This is a genomic window from Pseudomonas sp. GW821-FHT10C09, assembly GCF_059415465.1.
The window spans coordinates 1-16,512 of record NZ_JBWKNG010000017.1; the positions used below are offsets into that span (position 1 = coordinate 1).

Sequence of the window (16,512 nt, forward strand, 5' to 3'; positions counted from 1 at the left end):
TGCGTCAACAGTCAGAATCGAGCCTAGTCCCTCCTCCTCCCTTCAAGTCCTACCATACAAGCGAGCCTGCTCGCGAAGGCGGTGCGTCAGCCAACATAATTATCGACTGATACTGCGCCTTCGCGAGCAGGCTCGCTCCCACAGTAGTTTGTCCACTCCAGATCAGCTGCGTGGTTCAAACGGAGAAAAAATACCGAGTCAGGTGAAAGAAGATCGGTGCCGCAAAGCAGATTGAATCCATCCGGTCGAGCATGCCGCCATGCCCTTTGATCATGGTGCCCCAATCCTTGGCGCTCAGGCTGCGCTTGATCGCTGACATGACCAGCCCACCGAGAAACCCCATCACCACAATCACCAGCGACATCAGCAACGACTGCCAGAAATTGAACGGCGTCATCCAGAACATGCACCCGCCCATCAGCGTGGCCGACAAGCCGCCACCCACCAAACCTTCAACGGTTTTCGACGGGCTCACCAGCGGCGCGACTTTGTGTTTGCCAAAGAGCTTGCCGAACACGTACTGCAACACGTCACTCAACTGAACGACAAACACCAGATAGAACAGCAACAACGCGTTCTGCCCGGTGAACCCTTGCAGGTCCAGCAACAACAGGGCCGGGGCGTGGCTGATGCAATAGATGCAAATCATCACCCCCCATTGAATCTTGGCCGCGCGCTCCAGAAAGCTGTCGGTGTCCTGGCTCAGCACCGCTATCGCCGGCAGCAGCAGGAAGGCGTACACCGGAATCAGCAGGGTGAACAGCGAATACCAGTGCGTGCCGATCAGCACGTATTGCAGCGGGATCAGGATGAAAAACGCCGAGAACAGCGCGTTATGGTCGCCGGGGCGGGTGGGCGTCAGGGTGATGAATTCCCGGAGGGCGAACAGCGAAATGAAGCCGAACAGAATGACCGTCGCATTCCCGCCCAGCAGGTAGGAGACGAAGAAGATGATCACCATCCCCCACCAGGCATTCACGCGCTGATTGAGGTTTTCGATGGTCGAGATCGAGCCCTCGGTTTTCGCCCGTTTGGCCAGCACGCGGCCAATAATCGAAGCCACCGCCAGCAGGCAGGCGATGGCGCCAAAGAACCACAAAAACTTTTGTTCGAGCGTCATGCCGACAACCTCACGATGGCGTCACGCGCCCGTTGCAGAAACACCTGTTTTTCCTCATCGGCAATCCGTGGCATCGGGTTGCCGATACGGATGGTGCAGATGATGGGCAGCGGCACGTGTTTGCCCTTGGGCATGGAGCGGTGCAGGTTTTCCAGGTAGATGGGCACCAAATCAACTTCTGGGAACGCCTCGGCCAATCGGTACAAGCCGGATTTGAATTCCCCGGGCAAGGCCTGGCTGGAGCGCGTGCCTTCCGGAAAGATGATGATCGAATGGCCGGCGCGCACCACATCGAAAATCGGCTCCAGCACATTGGCACCCGGCGTCGGGTTGCGGTCGATGAGCACGGCATTCAGGCCTTTCTGCGAGATGTAGCGCAGAAAGCGGTTCTTGCCCCAGTAGTCGGCGGCGGCCACCGGTTTCACGTTGACCCGGGCTTCGGGGGGCAGGGCGGCGATGATTGCCAGCGTGTCCATGTGGCTGGTGTGATTGGCAAAGTAGATGCGCTGGCGGGTCAGGTCCGGCGGGCTTTCCCAGCGGGCGGTGACACCGATCAGGAAACGCAGCACTGAAATCAGCGCATTACTGATCCACATGGAGATTCCCCTTGAGCTGACGCGAGATAGCCAGGGTGCGCGTGACGCAGGTCGCGGCGGCCCCGGCGGCGATGATCACCAGCGCGATCAACAGTGCGTAGTGCGTGCCATACATCGTGGCTTCGAACGCGTTCAGCAGCAGCCCGGCGGTCATCACCGCCATTCGGTGCTGCTTGGCCATGGGGCCGATGAAGGTCTGCTTGAGGCCCAGCGAACCGCCAAACACGCGAACATACGCCGTCAGCGCCGCGGCCAATGCGGCAAACCAGCCGAGGTCGATGTGCCCGATGGCATAGCCGAGCCCGATGATCAGCAGGCTGTCGGCAATGCGGTCGGGGAATTCGTTGTAGAGGCTGCCGATGTCGGACTTCTTGCCGCCCTCGATGGCCACCATGCCGTCGAACAGGTTGCACAGCAGGCGCAGCTGAATGCCGATGGCGCAGAGGATCGAGCCGACGAGGCCGTTATCGATATTCAGGGCCGCCGCCCCGGCGAGCGCGAAAGCGATGCTGGCGACGGAGATCTGGTTGGGGGAAATGTCGCGTTTCACCAAGCGGTCGGTGATGCGTTTTGCCCAGCCCGCCGACCGTGTCTTGATGGGCCTTCTGTTGTCATCCATTTACCGATATCCCTATTCATGATGATGCGCCGCAAGGGCAAATCGCCCGGCAGCGCCCCACAATATAGAGGCTTTCCTGCGCCCCTGCGTCTGTTTACTGACTGGCAGGTCGAATCGGCAACTTCAACTCTGCACACAAACCACCGCCTTCACGATTACTCAAGATCAACGACCCGCCGATGGCCAACGCCAGTTGCTGGGCAATCGCCAGCCCAAGTCCGGTGCCGCCGGTACTGCGGTTGCGCGAGTTTTCCACCCGGTAGAACGGCTCCATTACCTGTGCCAGCTCTTCCTCGGCAATGCCCGGCCCGCGGTCCATGACTTTCACCGACAGGCTGCCGTTTTTGCTTTCCACCTTGAGTTCGGCTGCGCCCGCGAACTTCAAGGCATTGTCGGTCAGGTTCACCAACACCCGCCGCAACGCATGGGGTCGAGTGTTGATGACGGCTTCACTTTTGCCGCCCAGTTGCACGTCTTTGCCCATGTCCTGATAGTCGAACACCAGGCTGTCGAGGAATGAGTCCATGTCGGTACGCCGGCTTTCTTCGGTCGAACCGTGAATGCTGCGCGCGTACGCCACGCCTTCGCGTACCAGGTGTTCCATCTCGCCGAGGTCGTTCCACAGTTTGTCTTTTTCGACCGAGTCGTCCATGAATTCCGCACGCAGTTTCATGCGGGTGATCGGGGTTTGCAGGTCGTGGGAAATCGCTGCCAGCAGTTGCATGCGTTCCTTGAGGTACGCGGCAATGCGCGCCTGCATGGCATTGAACGCCTTGGCCGCGTGGGCGACTTCGGTCGGGCCTTTTTCGTCCAGGTGCACCGCGTGGGTATTGGGGTCGAGGGTTTCCACGGCTTGGGCGAGGCGTGTCAGCGGGCGGATGGCAATGCGCACGGCCAGCCAGGTGCAGGCGATCAGCAACGCCAATTGACCGAGCAACACGAACGGCAGCCATGGCGACAACGGCACCATCGATGGACGCACGTCGATGGTCACCGGGCTGCCATCGGCCAGTTTCAGGTGGACCTGGAAGTGTTTGATCGGGCCGGGAATGTCGGTCACGGTCATCGGGTAGTCCTTGCCGATGGCGTCCTTGATCGACGTCACGGCAATCGGCGTGTCGCGCATGGCCGTGCCCGGCGAACCTTCATCCAGCAAGTAGCGGTAATTTCGCCGTTCCAGTTGCTGCAGCCAGCTCGCCCGTTCTGTGGCCGGCAAGCGGTCGAGGATGGCGATGGAGGTCGAGACGTCGGTCTCGAGGTTGCCGAGCATGGTGTTTTTCGCGGTTTCGTAACGCTCGTAATACTGCGCGCCGAAGGACAGCGCCTGGGCCAGGATCAAGCCGACCAGGAAGATCAGCGACAGCCGCGAGGCGAGGGTGCGGGGCCAGCGGATCGCAAGGTTCATGAGGGCGCACCGATAACTTCCACTGCCAGGGAAAACACATAGCCTTCACTGCGCACGGTTTTGATGTAGGCCGGTTCGCGGGCGTCGTCGAGCAAACGCTGACGCAAACGGCTGACCAGCAAGTCGATGGAACGGTCGAACAGGTCGGCGTCGCGGCCCTGGGTCAGGTTCAGCAATTGATCGCGATTGAGCACCCGCTGCGGGTGATCGAGGAAGACCCGCAGCAAACGATATTCGGCGCCGCTGAGCGCCACCATGGTGCCGTCCTCGTCCAGCAGGTGCCGGGCCGAAGTGTCCAGGCGCCAGCGACCGAAGGCCAGCAGCCGGCCGCTTTCGGTCACCACCAGGTTCGGCGGCAACATGCGCGTGCGGCGTAGCACGGCGTTGATGCGGGCGAGCAGCTCGCGGGCGGCGAACGGTTTGACCAGGTAATCATCGGCGCCCATTTCCAGGCCAATGATGCGGTCGGTTTCGTCGTTGCGTGCGGTGAGCATCAACACCGGCGTGGCCTTGTGTTTACCGGCGCGCAATTCGCGGCAGAGCATCAGGCCGTCGTCGCCGGGCATCATGATGTCGAGCACGATCAGGTCCACCGGCGTGGTTTCAAGGAAGGCGCGCATCTGCCGGCCGTCGGCGACGACGGTGGTGCGCAGGCCGTTCTTCTTCAGGTAATTGCCTACCAGTTCCCGGATCTCGCGGTCATCGTCGACGATGAGAATGTGATCGACGTGTTCCATGGGGGCCTTGCCTCTGTAAGTGGGGGATGCCACGCAGTCTATCGAGCCTTGGCCCGCTTGCCCGCCGCCCTTTGTATTGCAGTGTATCTGGCTTGGCGGCGGATACACGCAGACGCAAAAACACGGTTTTTCAGGGGTTTTGTATCGCTGTGTATCAGGGGGCGGCTTTGATACGTACCGATTTATACGCGTCTGTTCTCGACACAGACCAGATACCTCGCGGGCTTCTAATAGGTTCCATCGAGGCAAACCAGACCGCCTCGGCTCAATTGAACGACCTACCCATTGAAGCCTTGAGGAAACCGCCATGAACACCAAAGCCATCTACGCCGCTTGCCTGTTTGCTGCCCTGAACATCTGCACCTTGTCGGCCCGTGCCGAAGCAGACGTTACACCGAAAACCTACACCTACGGCACCCATCTGGACATCAAGAAGGTCGTGTCGCTGAAACAGGACGCAACCCCGGTCTGCGGCGTGGTCGATGCGCAACTGACTTACCTGGATTCGCAGAACAAAACCCAGGTCCTGGACTACCGCAAAGTGGCTGACAACTGCAATTCGGACAACTGATTGCTGCGCTCACCCATTGCCCACCCCTTTGAAACAGGAAGACCCTCATGAACAACGTAAGCCGCTACCTGACCGCCATTGCCTTCTCCGTCGCCGGCGCCGCCGCCCATGCCAATGCCGCTGTTGAACAGAACAGTTGCGGCAGTGCCACCTGCTTCCAGCTGACGCCGGTGGCGCACAAGGATTCCAACGCATTGCTGGCCGAGGATGGTTATAGCCGTACGCCGCAGGGGCAGATGGTTGCAGAGAACGGCGGAAGCCGGACTCCCCAGGGGCAGCAACTGGATAACCAGACTGCCTGATGCCAGACACAACTTATCCAACCACCACCATTCCACTGTGGGAGCGGGCTTGCTCGCGAAGAGGCCAGTACATTCAACATTGATGTCGACTGACACTCCGCCTTCGCGAGCAAGTCGAATCGTCGCACCGCCGCTCCCACATTTGATCTGTGTGATTTGTCGCCCTTCATTTATTTCAAGGTGATCCCATGTTTCTCATCGCTTTCCTGGGCGGCATATTGACCGTCCTCAGTCCCTGCATCCTGCCGGTGGTTCCGTTCCTGTTCGCCGGGGTCAAACGTACCCGTTCCTCCATCCTGCTGACCCTCGGCGGCATGGTCCTGACGTTCGCCCTGATCTCCAGTCTGGCCGTGGTCAGCAGTGAGTGGGTGGTGCAAGCCAACAACACCGGTCGCCATGTCGCGCTGTTCGTGATGGTGCTGTTTGCCCTGTCGCTGATTTCGGCCCGGGTCGGTGACTGGATGGCCCGTCCGTTCGTGGCACTGGGCAATCGCCTTGATCCGGACACCCGCAAAATGTCCGGCCCGTTGAGTTCGGTGATGATCGGTGTCGCCACCGGTCTGCTCTGGGCGCCGTGCGCCGGGCCGATCCTCGGGGTGATCCTCACCGGCGCCATGCTGCAAGGCGCCAATGCGCAGACCAGCCTGTTGCTGCTGGCGTACGGCCTGGGCAGCGCGCTGTCCCTGGGGACTTTGATCTTCGCCGGTCGCGGCTTGGTCAATCGCTTGAAAGCGTCGATTCCGGTCACCGGTTGGCTGCGCAAGGGTGCAGGTGTTGCGGTGCTGGCGGCTGCGGCGGTGATTTCCACCGGTGCTGACAAAACCCTGTTGGCCGGCACCTCGTCTGAAGGCGTAAGCAGCCTCGAAAAAGGCGTGCTGGAAAACGTGCCGAAAGTCGTCGATTACTTCGTCAGCAAAGTGAAGGCCGATACGATGGACAACGCCCAGGGCGTCATGCCGTCGCTGAACGGCGCCGTCGAATGGATCAACTCGCCAGCCCTGACCAACGAATCGCTGAAAGGCAAAGTGGTGCTGGTGGATTTCTGGACCTTTGACTGCATCAACTGCCAGCACACGCTGCCGTATGTGAAGGACTGGGCGAAGAAGTACGAGAAGGACGGTCTGGTAGTGATCGGTGTGCACACCCCGGAATACGGTTTCGAACGCATCATCGACAACGTCAAGGATCAGGTGAAAAAGCTTGGCATCACCTACCCGGTGGCCATCGACAACAACTATGCGATCTGGCGCAACTTCGATAACCAGTACTGGCCCGCTCACTACCTGATCGACGCCAAGGGCCAAGTGCGTTACACCCACTTCGGCGAAGGCAGCTACGAGACGCAGGAGAAGATGATCCAGCAACTGCTGGAAGAGGCGAAAGCCCCGGCAGCGTAAGCGATCAAATCAATGGCCCACAGGCGCCGCGCCGTGGGCCATTGGCTTTTTCACCTGACTGCGCCGCCACGCGGCCGGCGGTGCACCGAACTCGCGACGGAAGGCTCGACTGAATGCGGTATCAGTCTGGTAACCCACCTCTTCGGCGATGCGCATCAATGAGCTGTTACTGCTGCGCAACAGGTTGGCCGCCAACAACATCCGCCATTGCGTCAGGTACTGCATCGGCGAACTTCCCACCAATTGTTGAAAGCGTTCGGCCAACACCGATCGTGAGGCACCGGCCGTACGTGCCAGCTCATCCAGGGTCCAGGCGTGACAGGGTTGGTTGTGCAGTGCGTTCAACGCAGCACCGACAATCCGGTCACCGACCCCGGCCAGCCAGCCGGTCCGCCCTTCGCCCTGTTCGTTCATGTGCAGGCGCAGTACTTCGATGAACAACACCTCGGCCAGTTTCGCCAGCACGCCTTCGCCACCGGGCCTCGGTGAGCGGGCTTCCGCCAGGGCATAACGCACCGAAGATTCCAGCCACATGCCGGCATTCGAGCCGCGCACATTGACACGGACCACCGCTGGCAGCCCGGTCAGCAACATGCCGGCCAAGCGTGTGTCGCACGCCAGATAACCGCACACCAACCGCGTGACCGCACCGCCTCCGCCATAGCTCAATTGCCGGGGACGCCGCGCCAGCACCACGTCCAGCCGCGCACCTTTGGCGGGCGGGAGTCCCGGTCTGGAAGTCATGCGATGGGCATCACCTTGCGGAAACACCACCACATCGCCCGCCGTCAGCAGCAGCGGAGGATCATCCCCGAGTTCGACGTAACACTCGCCCTCGGTGATCAGGTGAAAGATCACCACGCGTTCAGCGCCGGGTTCCAGAAACGGCGCCGCCGTGTCGGCGCTGGGCGACTGGTAGCACCAGGGCGCGGTAAACCGCGCGTTGATGAAAATCGCGCCGACCAGGCGTACGACCCGCAAGGTTTGGGACAGGGCGTCCATGGAGGTTTTCCGGTGTAGGGATCGCATTGATTGTGAGCCTGTCGTCGCCGGGCGGCCAACCTCCGGACGATCGGACAAGGTTGGCCGACGATCGGGCAGGACGCCGGCGTGCGCCGGGGTGATAGTTGGCTCACAGGGCCACCACCGACCCTGTCATCAATAACAAGAATGAGAGGTTGCCATGCCTAAGTTCGTCATAGAACGCGAGATCCCCGGCGCTGGAACACTGTCAGAACGGGATTTGAAAGCTGCCGCGCTGAAGTCCTGCAACGTATTGCGCGAATTGCCAGAGGTGCAGTGGCTTCAGAGTTACGTCACCGGTGACAAACTTTACTGCGTGTACATTTCACCCAGCGAAGCGCTCATCAAAGAACACGCGACCCGTAGTGGTTTCCCGGCCAGTCGTATTTCCCAAGTGGCAAGCATTATCGATCCCACCACGGCGGAATAGGCCGCGGTCGGTTGCTATCCGTACGGAGCAGACTTCATGAGTACACCGATTGATCTCACTGCCCTGAAAAACCGCCAGATGGCCTCTTGGGCCAGCGGCGACTACGCCATTATCGGCACCACGTTGCAGATTGTCGGCGAGCAACTTGCCGAAGCCTGCGACCTGCTCTGTGACGAGCGGGTGCTGGACGTGGCCGCCGGCAACGGCAACGCGACACTCGCCGCCGCACGCCGGGGTTGTAACGTGACCTCGACTGACTACGTGGCCGCCTTGCTGGAACGTGGCGAAGACCGGGCCAGGGCAGAACGACTGGAAGTGACCTTCCAGGTGGCCGACGCTGAGGCGTTGCCGTTCGAGGACGCCAGCTTCGATGCCGTGCTGTCGACCTTCGGCGTGATGTTCACGCCTGACCAGCCCAAAGCGGCCGCCGAACTGGCGCGAGTCTGCCGCCCCGGTGGGCGGATCGGCCTGGCCAACTGGACGCCGGAAGGCTTTGTCGGGCAGGTATTCAAGACCCTGGGCCGGCACATGCCACCACCGGCGGGGGCACAGCCGCCGTCCAATTGGGGCACGGAAGCCTGGTTGCATTCACACTTCGACGAACGCAACTTCCAGGTCCAGGTGACGCGCCGCACCTTCAACTTCCGCTATCGCTCGGCGGCGCACTTCATCGACATCTTCCGCAACTGGTACGGGCCGGTCCACAAAGCCTTCGCCGCGCTGCCGCCCGAGGGTGCCAAAGCGTTCGAACAGGACCTGACCGAACTGCTGAACCGGATGAACCGGGCGGGAGAGAAGTCGCTGGTGGTGCCGAGTGAATACCTTGAGGTAGTCATCACAAGGCGCTGATATGGCGCAGATCCAAATGTGGGAGCGAGCCTGCTCGCGAAGAGGGCGTGTCAGTCAACCATGATGGTGTCTGATACACCGCTTTCGCGAGCAGGCTCGCTCCCACAGGGGATTTGGGTGTTTGTCGGGTCTACACGAGGCTGGCGCCTCGGGCTGTCAGGAGTTCGCGCAATACCGAACAGCAGCGGCTGCCACACATCATAAAAATCACGACTGGCAAACTCGGCCTTCGGTACGCCACGGGGCGGGCGGCGGACCGTGCCCAGGCGCAGGCCTTCATCGGGCGTGCGCGGTGAGCCGAGTCGAACGATATGAATGGCCATGGCGGGTTACGAGTGACGCGAGCCGTCAAACCACTCCAGTGCCGTGCGCCAGATGCAAATCCCCAAAAAATACGCCGACATCAGCAACCACAGCCCCATCACCATCGGGTTGATGACCGGATGATTGATCACCAGCGACAAACTGCACAGCAGCCAGATGGCCGTCACCGCGATGTTGATCGGCATGAACCGGCGCACGCGAAACGGGTGCAGGAACTTCATCCGGGTCACGGTCAACAAGGCCAGGCCGATGACGGTGAGCAAGGTGATCCAGGGTGATGGGGCGATGATGTACAGGCACAGCGCAACCACATTCCACGCGGCCGGGAAGCCCTGGAAGTAATTGTCTTTGCTTTTCATGTTGACGTTGCAGAAGCAAAACAGCGACGACACCAGGATCAGCGACACGGTCAGCAGCAGCGTGTAGTCCGGCAGCGGGATGTAGCGATAGATGAACAGCGCCGGGATAAACACATAGGTCAGTTAGTCGATCACCAGGTCCAGGATCGAGCCATCGAAACTGGGCAGCACCGACTGTACATTGACCTTTCGCGCGAGAGCGCCGTCCAGCCCGTCGACGATCAGCGCGACGCCCAGCCACAGCAGGCAGTGGGTCGGTTGGTTTTCCAGCAGTGCCAGGGTGGCGAGGAAGGCGGTCACCACACCGGTGGCGGTAAAACCATGGGCGCCCCATGCTTTGAGCCTGGCAATGTGTAAGGTCGAAATCACGGGGGCGTTCTCCAAAAAGTGAAGCAAGCCTGTTATCACCCCTTCAAGTGGGGGTGTCGGCAAACCGGGTCGGGTGCAGGTATCGACCGGAAATTCGGGCATAAGGTTCACCATCAGTAAATCTTAGCCAATACCCCGGAAAAAACCGTGGTTTTCATTGGGGCGAGCAGGTTTGACGTCAGCCCAACGGTGGTGGCGCATTTGCGGGCGAGGACTATCGTTGCCTGACTGGGTCACTTTCGTTTGATGAGGACGTCGTCATGAACACCAGCGATTTGCTCGAACAGTTACTGCGGGCCGGCCAGGGCTCGATGACGCAACAGGGCGGCGGTGGTGCGTCGTCGCAAGACCCGCTCGGCGGACTGGGTGGATTGCTGGGCGGTCTGATGGGCGGCGGCGCGGGTTCCAGCAGTGGCGGTGGCGGGTTGGGCGGATTGCTCGGTGGTTTGCTCGGCGGCGGTTCACCGATGGGTGGCTCGACCCAGACGCGCTCCGGTGGCGGCACCAACTATGCTGCCCTGGCGTCGCTGGGGATGATGGCTTTTCAGGCGTATCAGGCCTGGCAGCGCAGTCAGGCCTCGGCCCCGCAACAGGCGCCGCGCACGGTCGATCTGTTGTCCGGTCCGGAAGTCGAGGATCACAGCCATGCGGTGCTGCGCGCATTGATTGCGGCGGCGAAGGCCGATGGCCGGATTGATGAGGCCGAGAAGGGAATGATCAGCGCGGAAATCGGCAAACACACCAATGACCCGGACCTTCAGCAATGGCTGGATGAAGAGGTCGCCCGGCCGCTGGATGCCTACGATGTGGCGGTGTCGGCGACCGATCCGGCGATTGCGGCGGAGATGTATCTGGCGAGTGTGATGCTGGTGAATGATCAGGGGGAGGCTGAGCGTAACTATCTGGATGAATTGGCTGGGGCGTTGAAGATAGATCCTGAGTTGCAGGTGCATCTGGAGCAGCAGGCCAAGAGTGGTGCTGCCTGACACAAAAGCTGTGTAGTTCATTAGATTGCTTTCGCGAGCAGGCTCGCTCCCACAGTTGATCTTCGGTGTACCCAAGATCCAATGTGGGAGCGAGCCTGCTCGCGAATCTGACTCAACCAAAAACCTGACGCCATACGCTTCGGCAATCTCCAGTATCCGCGGCAAATCCTCCGGCACCCGCAACCGATCCACCGCCGCAAAAAACCATCGGAGCTGCGCCACAGGCCCGTCTGTCCGGGCAATTTCAACGCCGATTGAATTTTTCTCCAGCGTCGTCGCTCTGCTGATGTAGAGACGTGTTGCTTGAACGTCCTGCCACTGGCCATAGACCGAGAGATGCGCCCATGACTGCCCTGACACGACTCCACTCCCGGCCTGCCCATGAGCAGGCAATGACTGCCGCTGGCAGCCTGAAACAAACTTACGAGCAGTTGCTGCTGAGCGAAGATGCGCAGCCGCTTGCGCAGACATTTCTGCACGCACAACTCCAGCAGGCGCAGAACCTGCCGCAGGCGATGCCCCAAGACCTCGCGGCCCTGCAAGACTTCGTCGAACAGCACTTTGCCGAAGTGGCCCGCCAGTACGCCGACTACCTCAAGGCCCGCAAGGCAGGCGGCGGGCGGCAGTTCTTCAGCAACAAGGCCCACGCCCTGTTTTTCCTGCAAGCGGTTGCCCCGACCAAACTGGTCGACGGCGCCTGGCTGTCCGGGTTGCTGCAACACTGGCGCGATCCGCGTTTCGACGGGCTGATCTGTACGTATCTGGAAGAACTGGGCGACGGCAACCCGGCGCAGAATCATGTGGTGATTTATCGCCGGCTGTTGGCCGAATTGGGCTTGCAGGACAGCGGCGTCATCGCCGACGAGCATTATCTGCAAGGCGCGATTCAGCTGGCGTTAGGTGAGTGCGCTGACGAATGCCTGCCCGAGGTAATCGGCTACAACCTGGGCTATGAACAACTGCCGCTGCATCTGTTGATCAGCGCCTATGAACTGACCGAACTGGGTATCGATCCGTATTACTTCACGCTGCACGTGACCATCGACAACGCCAGCACCGGCCACGCACACAAAGCCGTGCAGGCGGTAGCGCAACTGATGCCGCTGGAAGCTGATCGCGAGGAGTTTCTGCGGCGGGTTGCGTTGGGCTATCGGCTGAATGATCTGGGGCAGGGCAGTCAGGCGATCATTGAGTCATTCGACCTCTATGGCGAAGTGCTGAACATGCTCGAACGCAAACGACCGTTCGGCCAGCACATGCATTCCGACTACTGCCGGTTTGAAGGCAAGACCGTCAACCAATGGTTATCGGCACCCGAGCAGTTGCCCGGTTTCCTCACTGCCCTGGAAAACAAAGGCTGGATCAAGCGTCACCAGGACCCGCAAGCCAGCCGTTTCTGGCAGTTGATCGAGGGTGACGGCGCGGCCATGTTCGGGGTGTTCAGCCCCTATGAAAAACAGCTGTTGCACGACTGGATTGCCGGCGACTGGACACCCGAGTGCCCGCCGCCGGCCTATCGCCGCAGCCAACACGACGACATCGAACCTGAGTTGCCGGCCAGCGATCCGGATGTCCAGAGCCTGCAATCCGCGCTAGAGGGACTTCCCGCCGGCGAACAAATGCAGGTGCTGATCCCGTGGCTGTCGGCACGGCGGCATGCCGATCCCGCCGGCCTGCTGGCCACACGTCGCTTCATCGAGCTCAAGTCCAGCCTTCGCTAAGGAGCCTTACATGAATCAGGAAGAACACCTGAGCGCTGCCGACCTGGCGTTACTGCAACTGGGGCGCCGCTTGCAGGCCGACGGTTATCGATTCATCACGCCGACACCGCTGACGCACCAGCGCGTCCTCGACCGCGCCTTCGGGCGACAGGCCCAGACCCTGCGCGACGTGTTCGGTTGGTCGCGGCCGTTCGAGCCCGGGCTGTTGTCGGCGGATGAGCAGCTGCAATTGCAACGGGCTGGCGTGCTCGAGGAAGGCAATGGCCACCTGAAAAGCCGGGTGCGCTGGTCGAGCCTGGATGACCTGCTGTTTGTGCATTCCGCGTTTCCCACCGATGCGGCGGACGCGGTGTTCTTCGGGCCGGACACCTACCGCTTTGCGCAATTGATCCATGCCCATCTGCAACAGAATTTCGCCCCGATCCGGCGCGCCGTCGACATTGGTTGTGGTGCCGGGGTCGGCGCGATTGTGATTGCCCGCGCGCGCCGTGAGGCCGACGTGCTGGCCGTGGACATCAACCCGGCGGCGCTGCGCCTGACCACGATCAATGCTGCGCTCGCGGAAGTGGCCAATGTCAGCGTTGAGACCAGCGACGTGCTGCAGGACGTTGACGGACAGTTCGACCTGATCGTCGCCAACCCGCCCTACATGGCCGACCCGGCCGAGCGGGCATACCGACATGGTGGCGGGGCGTTCGGTGAGCAACTGTCGCTGCGTATCGTCGAGCAAGCCTTGAATCGACTGGCACCCGGTGGTTCGCTGGTGCTTTACACCGGGGTGGCGATGATCGATGGCCACGATCCTTTCCTGCAAGCGCTGAAGCCGCACCTTGAGTCGCCGATGTTCAGCTGGACCTACCGCGAACTCGATCCCGACGTCTTTGGCGAAGAGTTGCTGACCGCTGGATATCAACGGGTGGAACGGATTGCGGTGGTGGCGCTCACCGTTACACGAGCCGGCCCCGGTATCGGAGGGATTGTTGAGTCAGCAGCGGGTGCGCCATGAACAAGAACCTCGACGACTACAACCGCATGCGCGATTTTTCGGCGACCTCTGAACCCGCTGCAAACAAGCGCCAAGGTAAAAAAGCCGGGAAAGACCACGCGCTGCAGTTCTGCATTCAGAAGCACGATGCCTCACACCTGCATTACGACTTTCGCCTGGAACTCGATGGCGCCCTGAAAAGCTGGGCGGTGCCCAAAGGCCCGTCGCTCGACCCCAAGGTCAAGCGCCTGGCGGTCCACGTCGAGGACCATCCGCTGGACTACGCCACGTTCGAGGGCAGCATTCCCGAAGGGCATTACGGCGCCGGCGACGTGATTGTCTGGGACCGTGGCGTGTGGATTCCACAAGAGGATCCGGCCAAGGCCTACGCCAAGGGCAAGCTCAAGTTCGAGCTGCAAGGCGAGAAGCTGGGCGGCCTGTGGAACCTGGTGCGCACGCACATGCCAGGCAAGCAGGAGCAATGGTTTCTGATCAAGCACCAGGACAGCGCGGCCAAACCCGAGAGCGATTACGACGTGGTCGCGGCTGAGCCCGACAGTGTGTTGAGTGACCGGACCATCGTCGCCAAAAAACCGAAGTCGACGGCCAAACCCAAACCCGTCAAGCAGCCCGCGCGCAAGGCCGTGCCCAAAGAAAAAGCCACGCCACTCACCGGCGCCCATAAAGCCCCACTGCCAGACCAGCTCAAACCCGAATTGGCAACGCTGGTGGAGAAGGCGCCGGACGGGCAGTGGAGTTATGAGATCAAGTTCGACGGCTACCGGATCATGGCCCGGATCGATCACGACGAAGTCAGACTGTTCACCCGCAACGGCCACGACTGGACCCACAAATTGCCCCGGCAAGCCGAAGCCTTGGCGGCGCTGGGGCTCGAATCGGCCTGGCTCGACGGTGAAATGGTGGTAGCCAACGAGCAGGGCGTGCCGGACTTTCAGGCGCTGCAAAATGCCTTCGACGCCGGTGCCAGCGCCAACATCCTGTACTACCTGTTCGACCTGCCTTACCTCAACGGCGTGGACTTGCGCGAGGTGCCGGTCGAAGAGCGCAGGGTCGCACTGGCGACCGTGCTCAATGCCAATCACGACCCGTTGCTGCGCTTCTCGGATTCGTTTGGCGAAGCGCCGGACGCCTTGCTCACCAGTGCTTGCCAGATGCAGATGGAAGGGCTGATCGGCAAGCGACTGGGTTCGCCTTATGTGTCCCGGCGCAGCAGCGACTGGATCAAGCTCAAGTGCAAACACCGACAGGAATTCGTGGTGGTCGGCTACACCGATCCGAAAGGTTCGCGCAATGCGTTTGGCGCGTTGCTGCTCGGCTTGCATGACCGTGACAGCGGCAAGTTGCGTTACGCCGGCAAGGTCGGCACCGGGTTCAACGAGACGACCCTCAAGCGCATCTACGCGCAGCTGAAACCGTTGCTGGCGAAGAAGCCGTCGGTGGTCAATCCGCCGACCGGTTTCGAGGCCAAGGGTGTGCACTGGCTCAAACCCACGCTATTGGCGGAAGTGGCCTTCGCCGAGATGACCAAGGACGGCTCGGTGCGCCATGCGGTGTTCCATGGCCTGCGCGATGACAAACCCGCCGAGAGCATCACTGAGGAGCGCCCGAACGTGGTGAAAACCCCAGAGAAAAAAACCGCCGCTGCGGCAAAAAAGAAAACCGAGCCACCCGCGCCGTCGCAAATCGGTTTGGGCGAGGGCAAGGTGCGCATCACTCATCCTGACCGGGTGATCGATGCCTCCAGCGGCACCACCAAAGTGCAACTGGCCGAGTATTACGCCCGTGTTGCCGAGTGGATTTTGCCCGAACTCAAGGACCGTCCCGTGGCACTGGTGCGCGCGCCGGATGGGATCGCCGGCGAACTGTTTTTCCAGAAGAACGCCGAGCGCCTGGCCATTCCGGGCATCACCACGCTGGACAAGGAACTGACCGGCCAACCGGTGATGATCATCAACAATGCCGAAGCGCTGATCGGCGCCGTGCAAATGAGCACCGTGGAGCTGCACACCTGGAATGCCACCGCTGACAACCTCGACCGGCCCGACCGCTTTGTGCTCGACCTCGACCCTGATCCGGCGCTGCCTTGGAAAAGCATGGTCGAGGCGACTCAGTTGACGCTGTCGGTGCTCGATGAGTTGGGCTTGAAAGCGTTTCTCAAAACCAGTGGCGGCAAGGGTATCCACCTGGTGGTGCCGTTGACCCGCAAGCTCGGCTGGGACGAAGTGAAGGACTTCAGCCATGCGATTGTCAGCCATATGGCCAAGCTATTGCCGGAGCGTTTTTCCGCGGTGTCAGGACCGAAGAATCGGGTAGGGCGGATCTTCATCGATTACCTGCGCAATGGTCTGGGCGCCACCACCATTTGCGCGTACGCGGTGCGCACCCGTGAGGGGTTGCCGGTGTCAGTGCCGATCTTTCGTGAGGAGGTAGCCGAGCTCAAGGGCGGCAATCAATGGAACGTGCACAACGTGCATGAGCGCCTGGCCGAGGTGGGTGACGAGCCGTGGGCGAATCTGAAGAAAACCCGGCAGACGATTACGGCCGAGATGCGACGGCGGGTGGGGATGAAAAAGTGATAGAGGGCACGCTGATTACCTGTGGCGAGGGAGCTTGCTCCCGCTGGACTGCGTAGCAGGCCCATTTTTGGGGCCACTTCGCGGCCCAGCGGGAGCAAGCTCCCTCGCCACAGGTTCAGTGT

At 61.1% G+C, this 16,512-nt stretch carries 15 protein-coding genes and 3 pseudogenes; 9 read left to right on the forward strand and 9 right to left on the reverse strand.

Annotated features, from left to right (window positions below; translation table 11 throughout):
- Positions 1-175: 175 nt before the first annotated feature.
- From AC07N8_RS18510 to AC07N8_RS18530, 5 genes are all read right to left on the reverse strand, one after another.
- Positions 176-1,120 carry a phosphatidate cytidylyltransferase gene (locus AC07N8_RS18510; protein ID WP_493145647.1) on the reverse strand — a complete coding sequence of 315 codons (945 nt, stop codon included), beginning with the start codon at positions 1,118-1,120 and terminating at the stop codon, positions 176-178.
- Positions 1,117-1,716, reverse strand: a complete 600-nt coding sequence (locus tag AC07N8_RS18515; RefSeq protein ID WP_483839887.1) for a lysophospholipid acyltransferase family protein — start codon at positions 1,714-1,716, stop codon at positions 1,117-1,119. The genes AC07N8_RS18510 and AC07N8_RS18515 overlap by 4 nt, the downstream gene beginning before the upstream one ends.
- Positions 1,703-2,335 (reverse strand): CDP-alcohol phosphatidyltransferase family protein, encoded by a 633-nt coding sequence (locus AC07N8_RS18520; protein ID WP_483839886.1) that lies wholly within the window; start codon positions 2,333-2,335, stop codon positions 1,703-1,705. The genes AC07N8_RS18515 and AC07N8_RS18520 overlap by 14 nt, the downstream gene beginning before the upstream one ends.
- A gap of 94 nt (positions 2,336-2,429) precedes the next feature.
- On the reverse strand, positions 2,430-3,740 hold the full coding sequence (locus AC07N8_RS18525) for an ATP-binding protein (RefSeq protein WP_493145646.1): 1,311 nt from the start codon (positions 3,738-3,740) through the stop codon (positions 2,430-2,432).
- Positions 3,737-4,477: a response regulator gene (locus tag AC07N8_RS18530; RefSeq protein WP_027925241.1), complete on the reverse strand. Its 741-nt coding sequence runs from the start codon at positions 4,475-4,477 to the stop codon at positions 3,737-3,739. The genes AC07N8_RS18525 and AC07N8_RS18530 overlap by 4 nt, the downstream gene beginning before the upstream one ends.
- Positions 4,478-4,784: 307 nt before the next feature.
- Between AC07N8_RS18530 and AC07N8_RS18535 the strand changes: the two genes are divergently transcribed.
- The 3 genes from AC07N8_RS18535 to AC07N8_RS18545 all read left to right on the forward strand — a co-directional run bounded on the left by AC07N8_RS18535 (position 4,785) and on the right by AC07N8_RS18545 (position 6,747).
- Positions 4,785-5,048: a DUF2790 domain-containing protein gene (locus AC07N8_RS18535; protein WP_483839884.1), complete on the forward strand. Its 264-nt coding sequence runs from the start codon at positions 4,785-4,787 to the stop codon at positions 5,046-5,048.
- A gap of 47 nt (positions 5,049-5,095) precedes the next feature.
- The gene (locus AC07N8_RS18540; protein WP_483839883.1) at positions 5,096-5,350 is read left to right on the forward strand and encodes a hypothetical protein; all 255 of its coding nucleotides are present in this window, start codon (positions 5,096-5,098) and stop codon (positions 5,348-5,350) included.
- Between the two features lie 188 nt (positions 5,351-5,538).
- A complete protein-coding gene (locus AC07N8_RS18545; RefSeq protein ID WP_493145645.1) occupies positions 5,539-6,747 on the forward strand; it encodes a cytochrome c biogenesis protein DipZ in 1,209 nt (402 codons plus the stop codon).
- Positions 6,748-6,756: 9 nt separating this feature from the next.
- Here the strand turns inward: AC07N8_RS18545 and AC07N8_RS18550 are convergent, their stop codons facing one another.
- Positions 6,757-7,749 carry an AraC family transcriptional regulator gene (locus AC07N8_RS18550; RefSeq protein ID WP_493145644.1) on the reverse strand — a complete coding sequence of 331 codons (993 nt, stop codon included), beginning with the start codon at positions 7,747-7,749 and terminating at the stop codon, positions 6,757-6,759.
- A gap of 181 nt (positions 7,750-7,930) precedes the next feature.
- Between AC07N8_RS18550 and AC07N8_RS18555 the strand changes: the two genes are divergently transcribed.
- Both AC07N8_RS18555 and AC07N8_RS18560 read left to right on the forward strand, forming a co-directional pair.
- A complete protein-coding gene (locus tag AC07N8_RS18555; RefSeq protein ID WP_123436123.1) occupies positions 7,931-8,200 on the forward strand; it encodes a DUF4242 domain-containing protein in 270 nt (89 codons plus the stop codon).
- Positions 8,201-8,236: 36 nt separating this feature from the next.
- Complete coding sequence (locus AC07N8_RS18560; RefSeq protein ID WP_493145643.1) at positions 8,237-9,049, forward strand: class I SAM-dependent methyltransferase; 813 nt, start codon at positions 8,237-8,239, stop codon at positions 9,047-9,049.
- A 179-nt stretch (positions 9,050-9,228) separates the two neighbouring features.
- Here AC07N8_RS18560 and AC07N8_RS18565 read toward each other — a convergent pair.
- Together AC07N8_RS18565 and pcsA are read right to left on the reverse strand one after the other, a co-directional pair.
- Positions 9,229-9,372: pseudogene (locus AC07N8_RS18565) on the reverse strand (DUF488 family protein, N3 subclade); the annotation flags it as partial.
- Between the two features lie 6 nt (positions 9,373-9,378).
- A pseudogene (pcsA, locus tag AC07N8_RS18570) lies at positions 9,379-10,101 on the reverse strand (phosphatidylcholine synthase).
- Positions 10,102-10,361: 260 nt separating this feature from the next.
- On the opposite strand from pcsA, the gene AC07N8_RS18575 reads away from it, so the two are divergent.
- The gene (locus tag AC07N8_RS18575; RefSeq protein ID WP_493145642.1) at positions 10,362-11,087 is read left to right on the forward strand and encodes a tellurite resistance TerB family protein; all 726 of its coding nucleotides are present in this window, start codon (positions 10,362-10,364) and stop codon (positions 11,085-11,087) included.
- A gap of 114 nt (positions 11,088-11,201) precedes the next feature.
- On the opposite strand, the pseudogene AC07N8_RS18580 reads toward AC07N8_RS18575, so the two are convergent.
- A pseudogene (locus AC07N8_RS18580) lies at positions 11,202-11,291 on the reverse strand (cupin domain-containing protein); the annotation flags it as partial.
- A 140-nt stretch (positions 11,292-11,431) separates the two neighbouring features.
- Here AC07N8_RS18580 and AC07N8_RS18585 point away from each other — a divergent pair.
- From AC07N8_RS18585 to ligD, 3 genes are read left to right on the forward strand one after another with little or no spacing between them, the layout of a single operon-like run.
- Positions 11,432-12,808 (forward strand): iron-containing redox enzyme family protein, encoded by a 1,377-nt coding sequence (locus AC07N8_RS18585; protein WP_493145641.1) that lies wholly within the window; start codon positions 11,432-11,434, stop codon positions 12,806-12,808.
- 10 nt (positions 12,809-12,818) lie between these two features.
- Positions 12,819-13,814 (forward strand): methyltransferase, encoded by a 996-nt coding sequence (locus tag AC07N8_RS18590; RefSeq protein WP_493145640.1) that lies wholly within the window; start codon positions 12,819-12,821, stop codon positions 13,812-13,814.
- Positions 13,811-16,390, forward strand: a complete 2,580-nt coding sequence (gene ligD / locus AC07N8_RS18595; protein ID WP_493145639.1) for a DNA ligase D — start codon at positions 13,811-13,813, stop codon at positions 16,388-16,390. The genes AC07N8_RS18590 and ligD overlap by 4 nt, the downstream gene beginning before the upstream one ends.
- Positions 16,391-16,512: the final 122 nt, after the last annotated feature.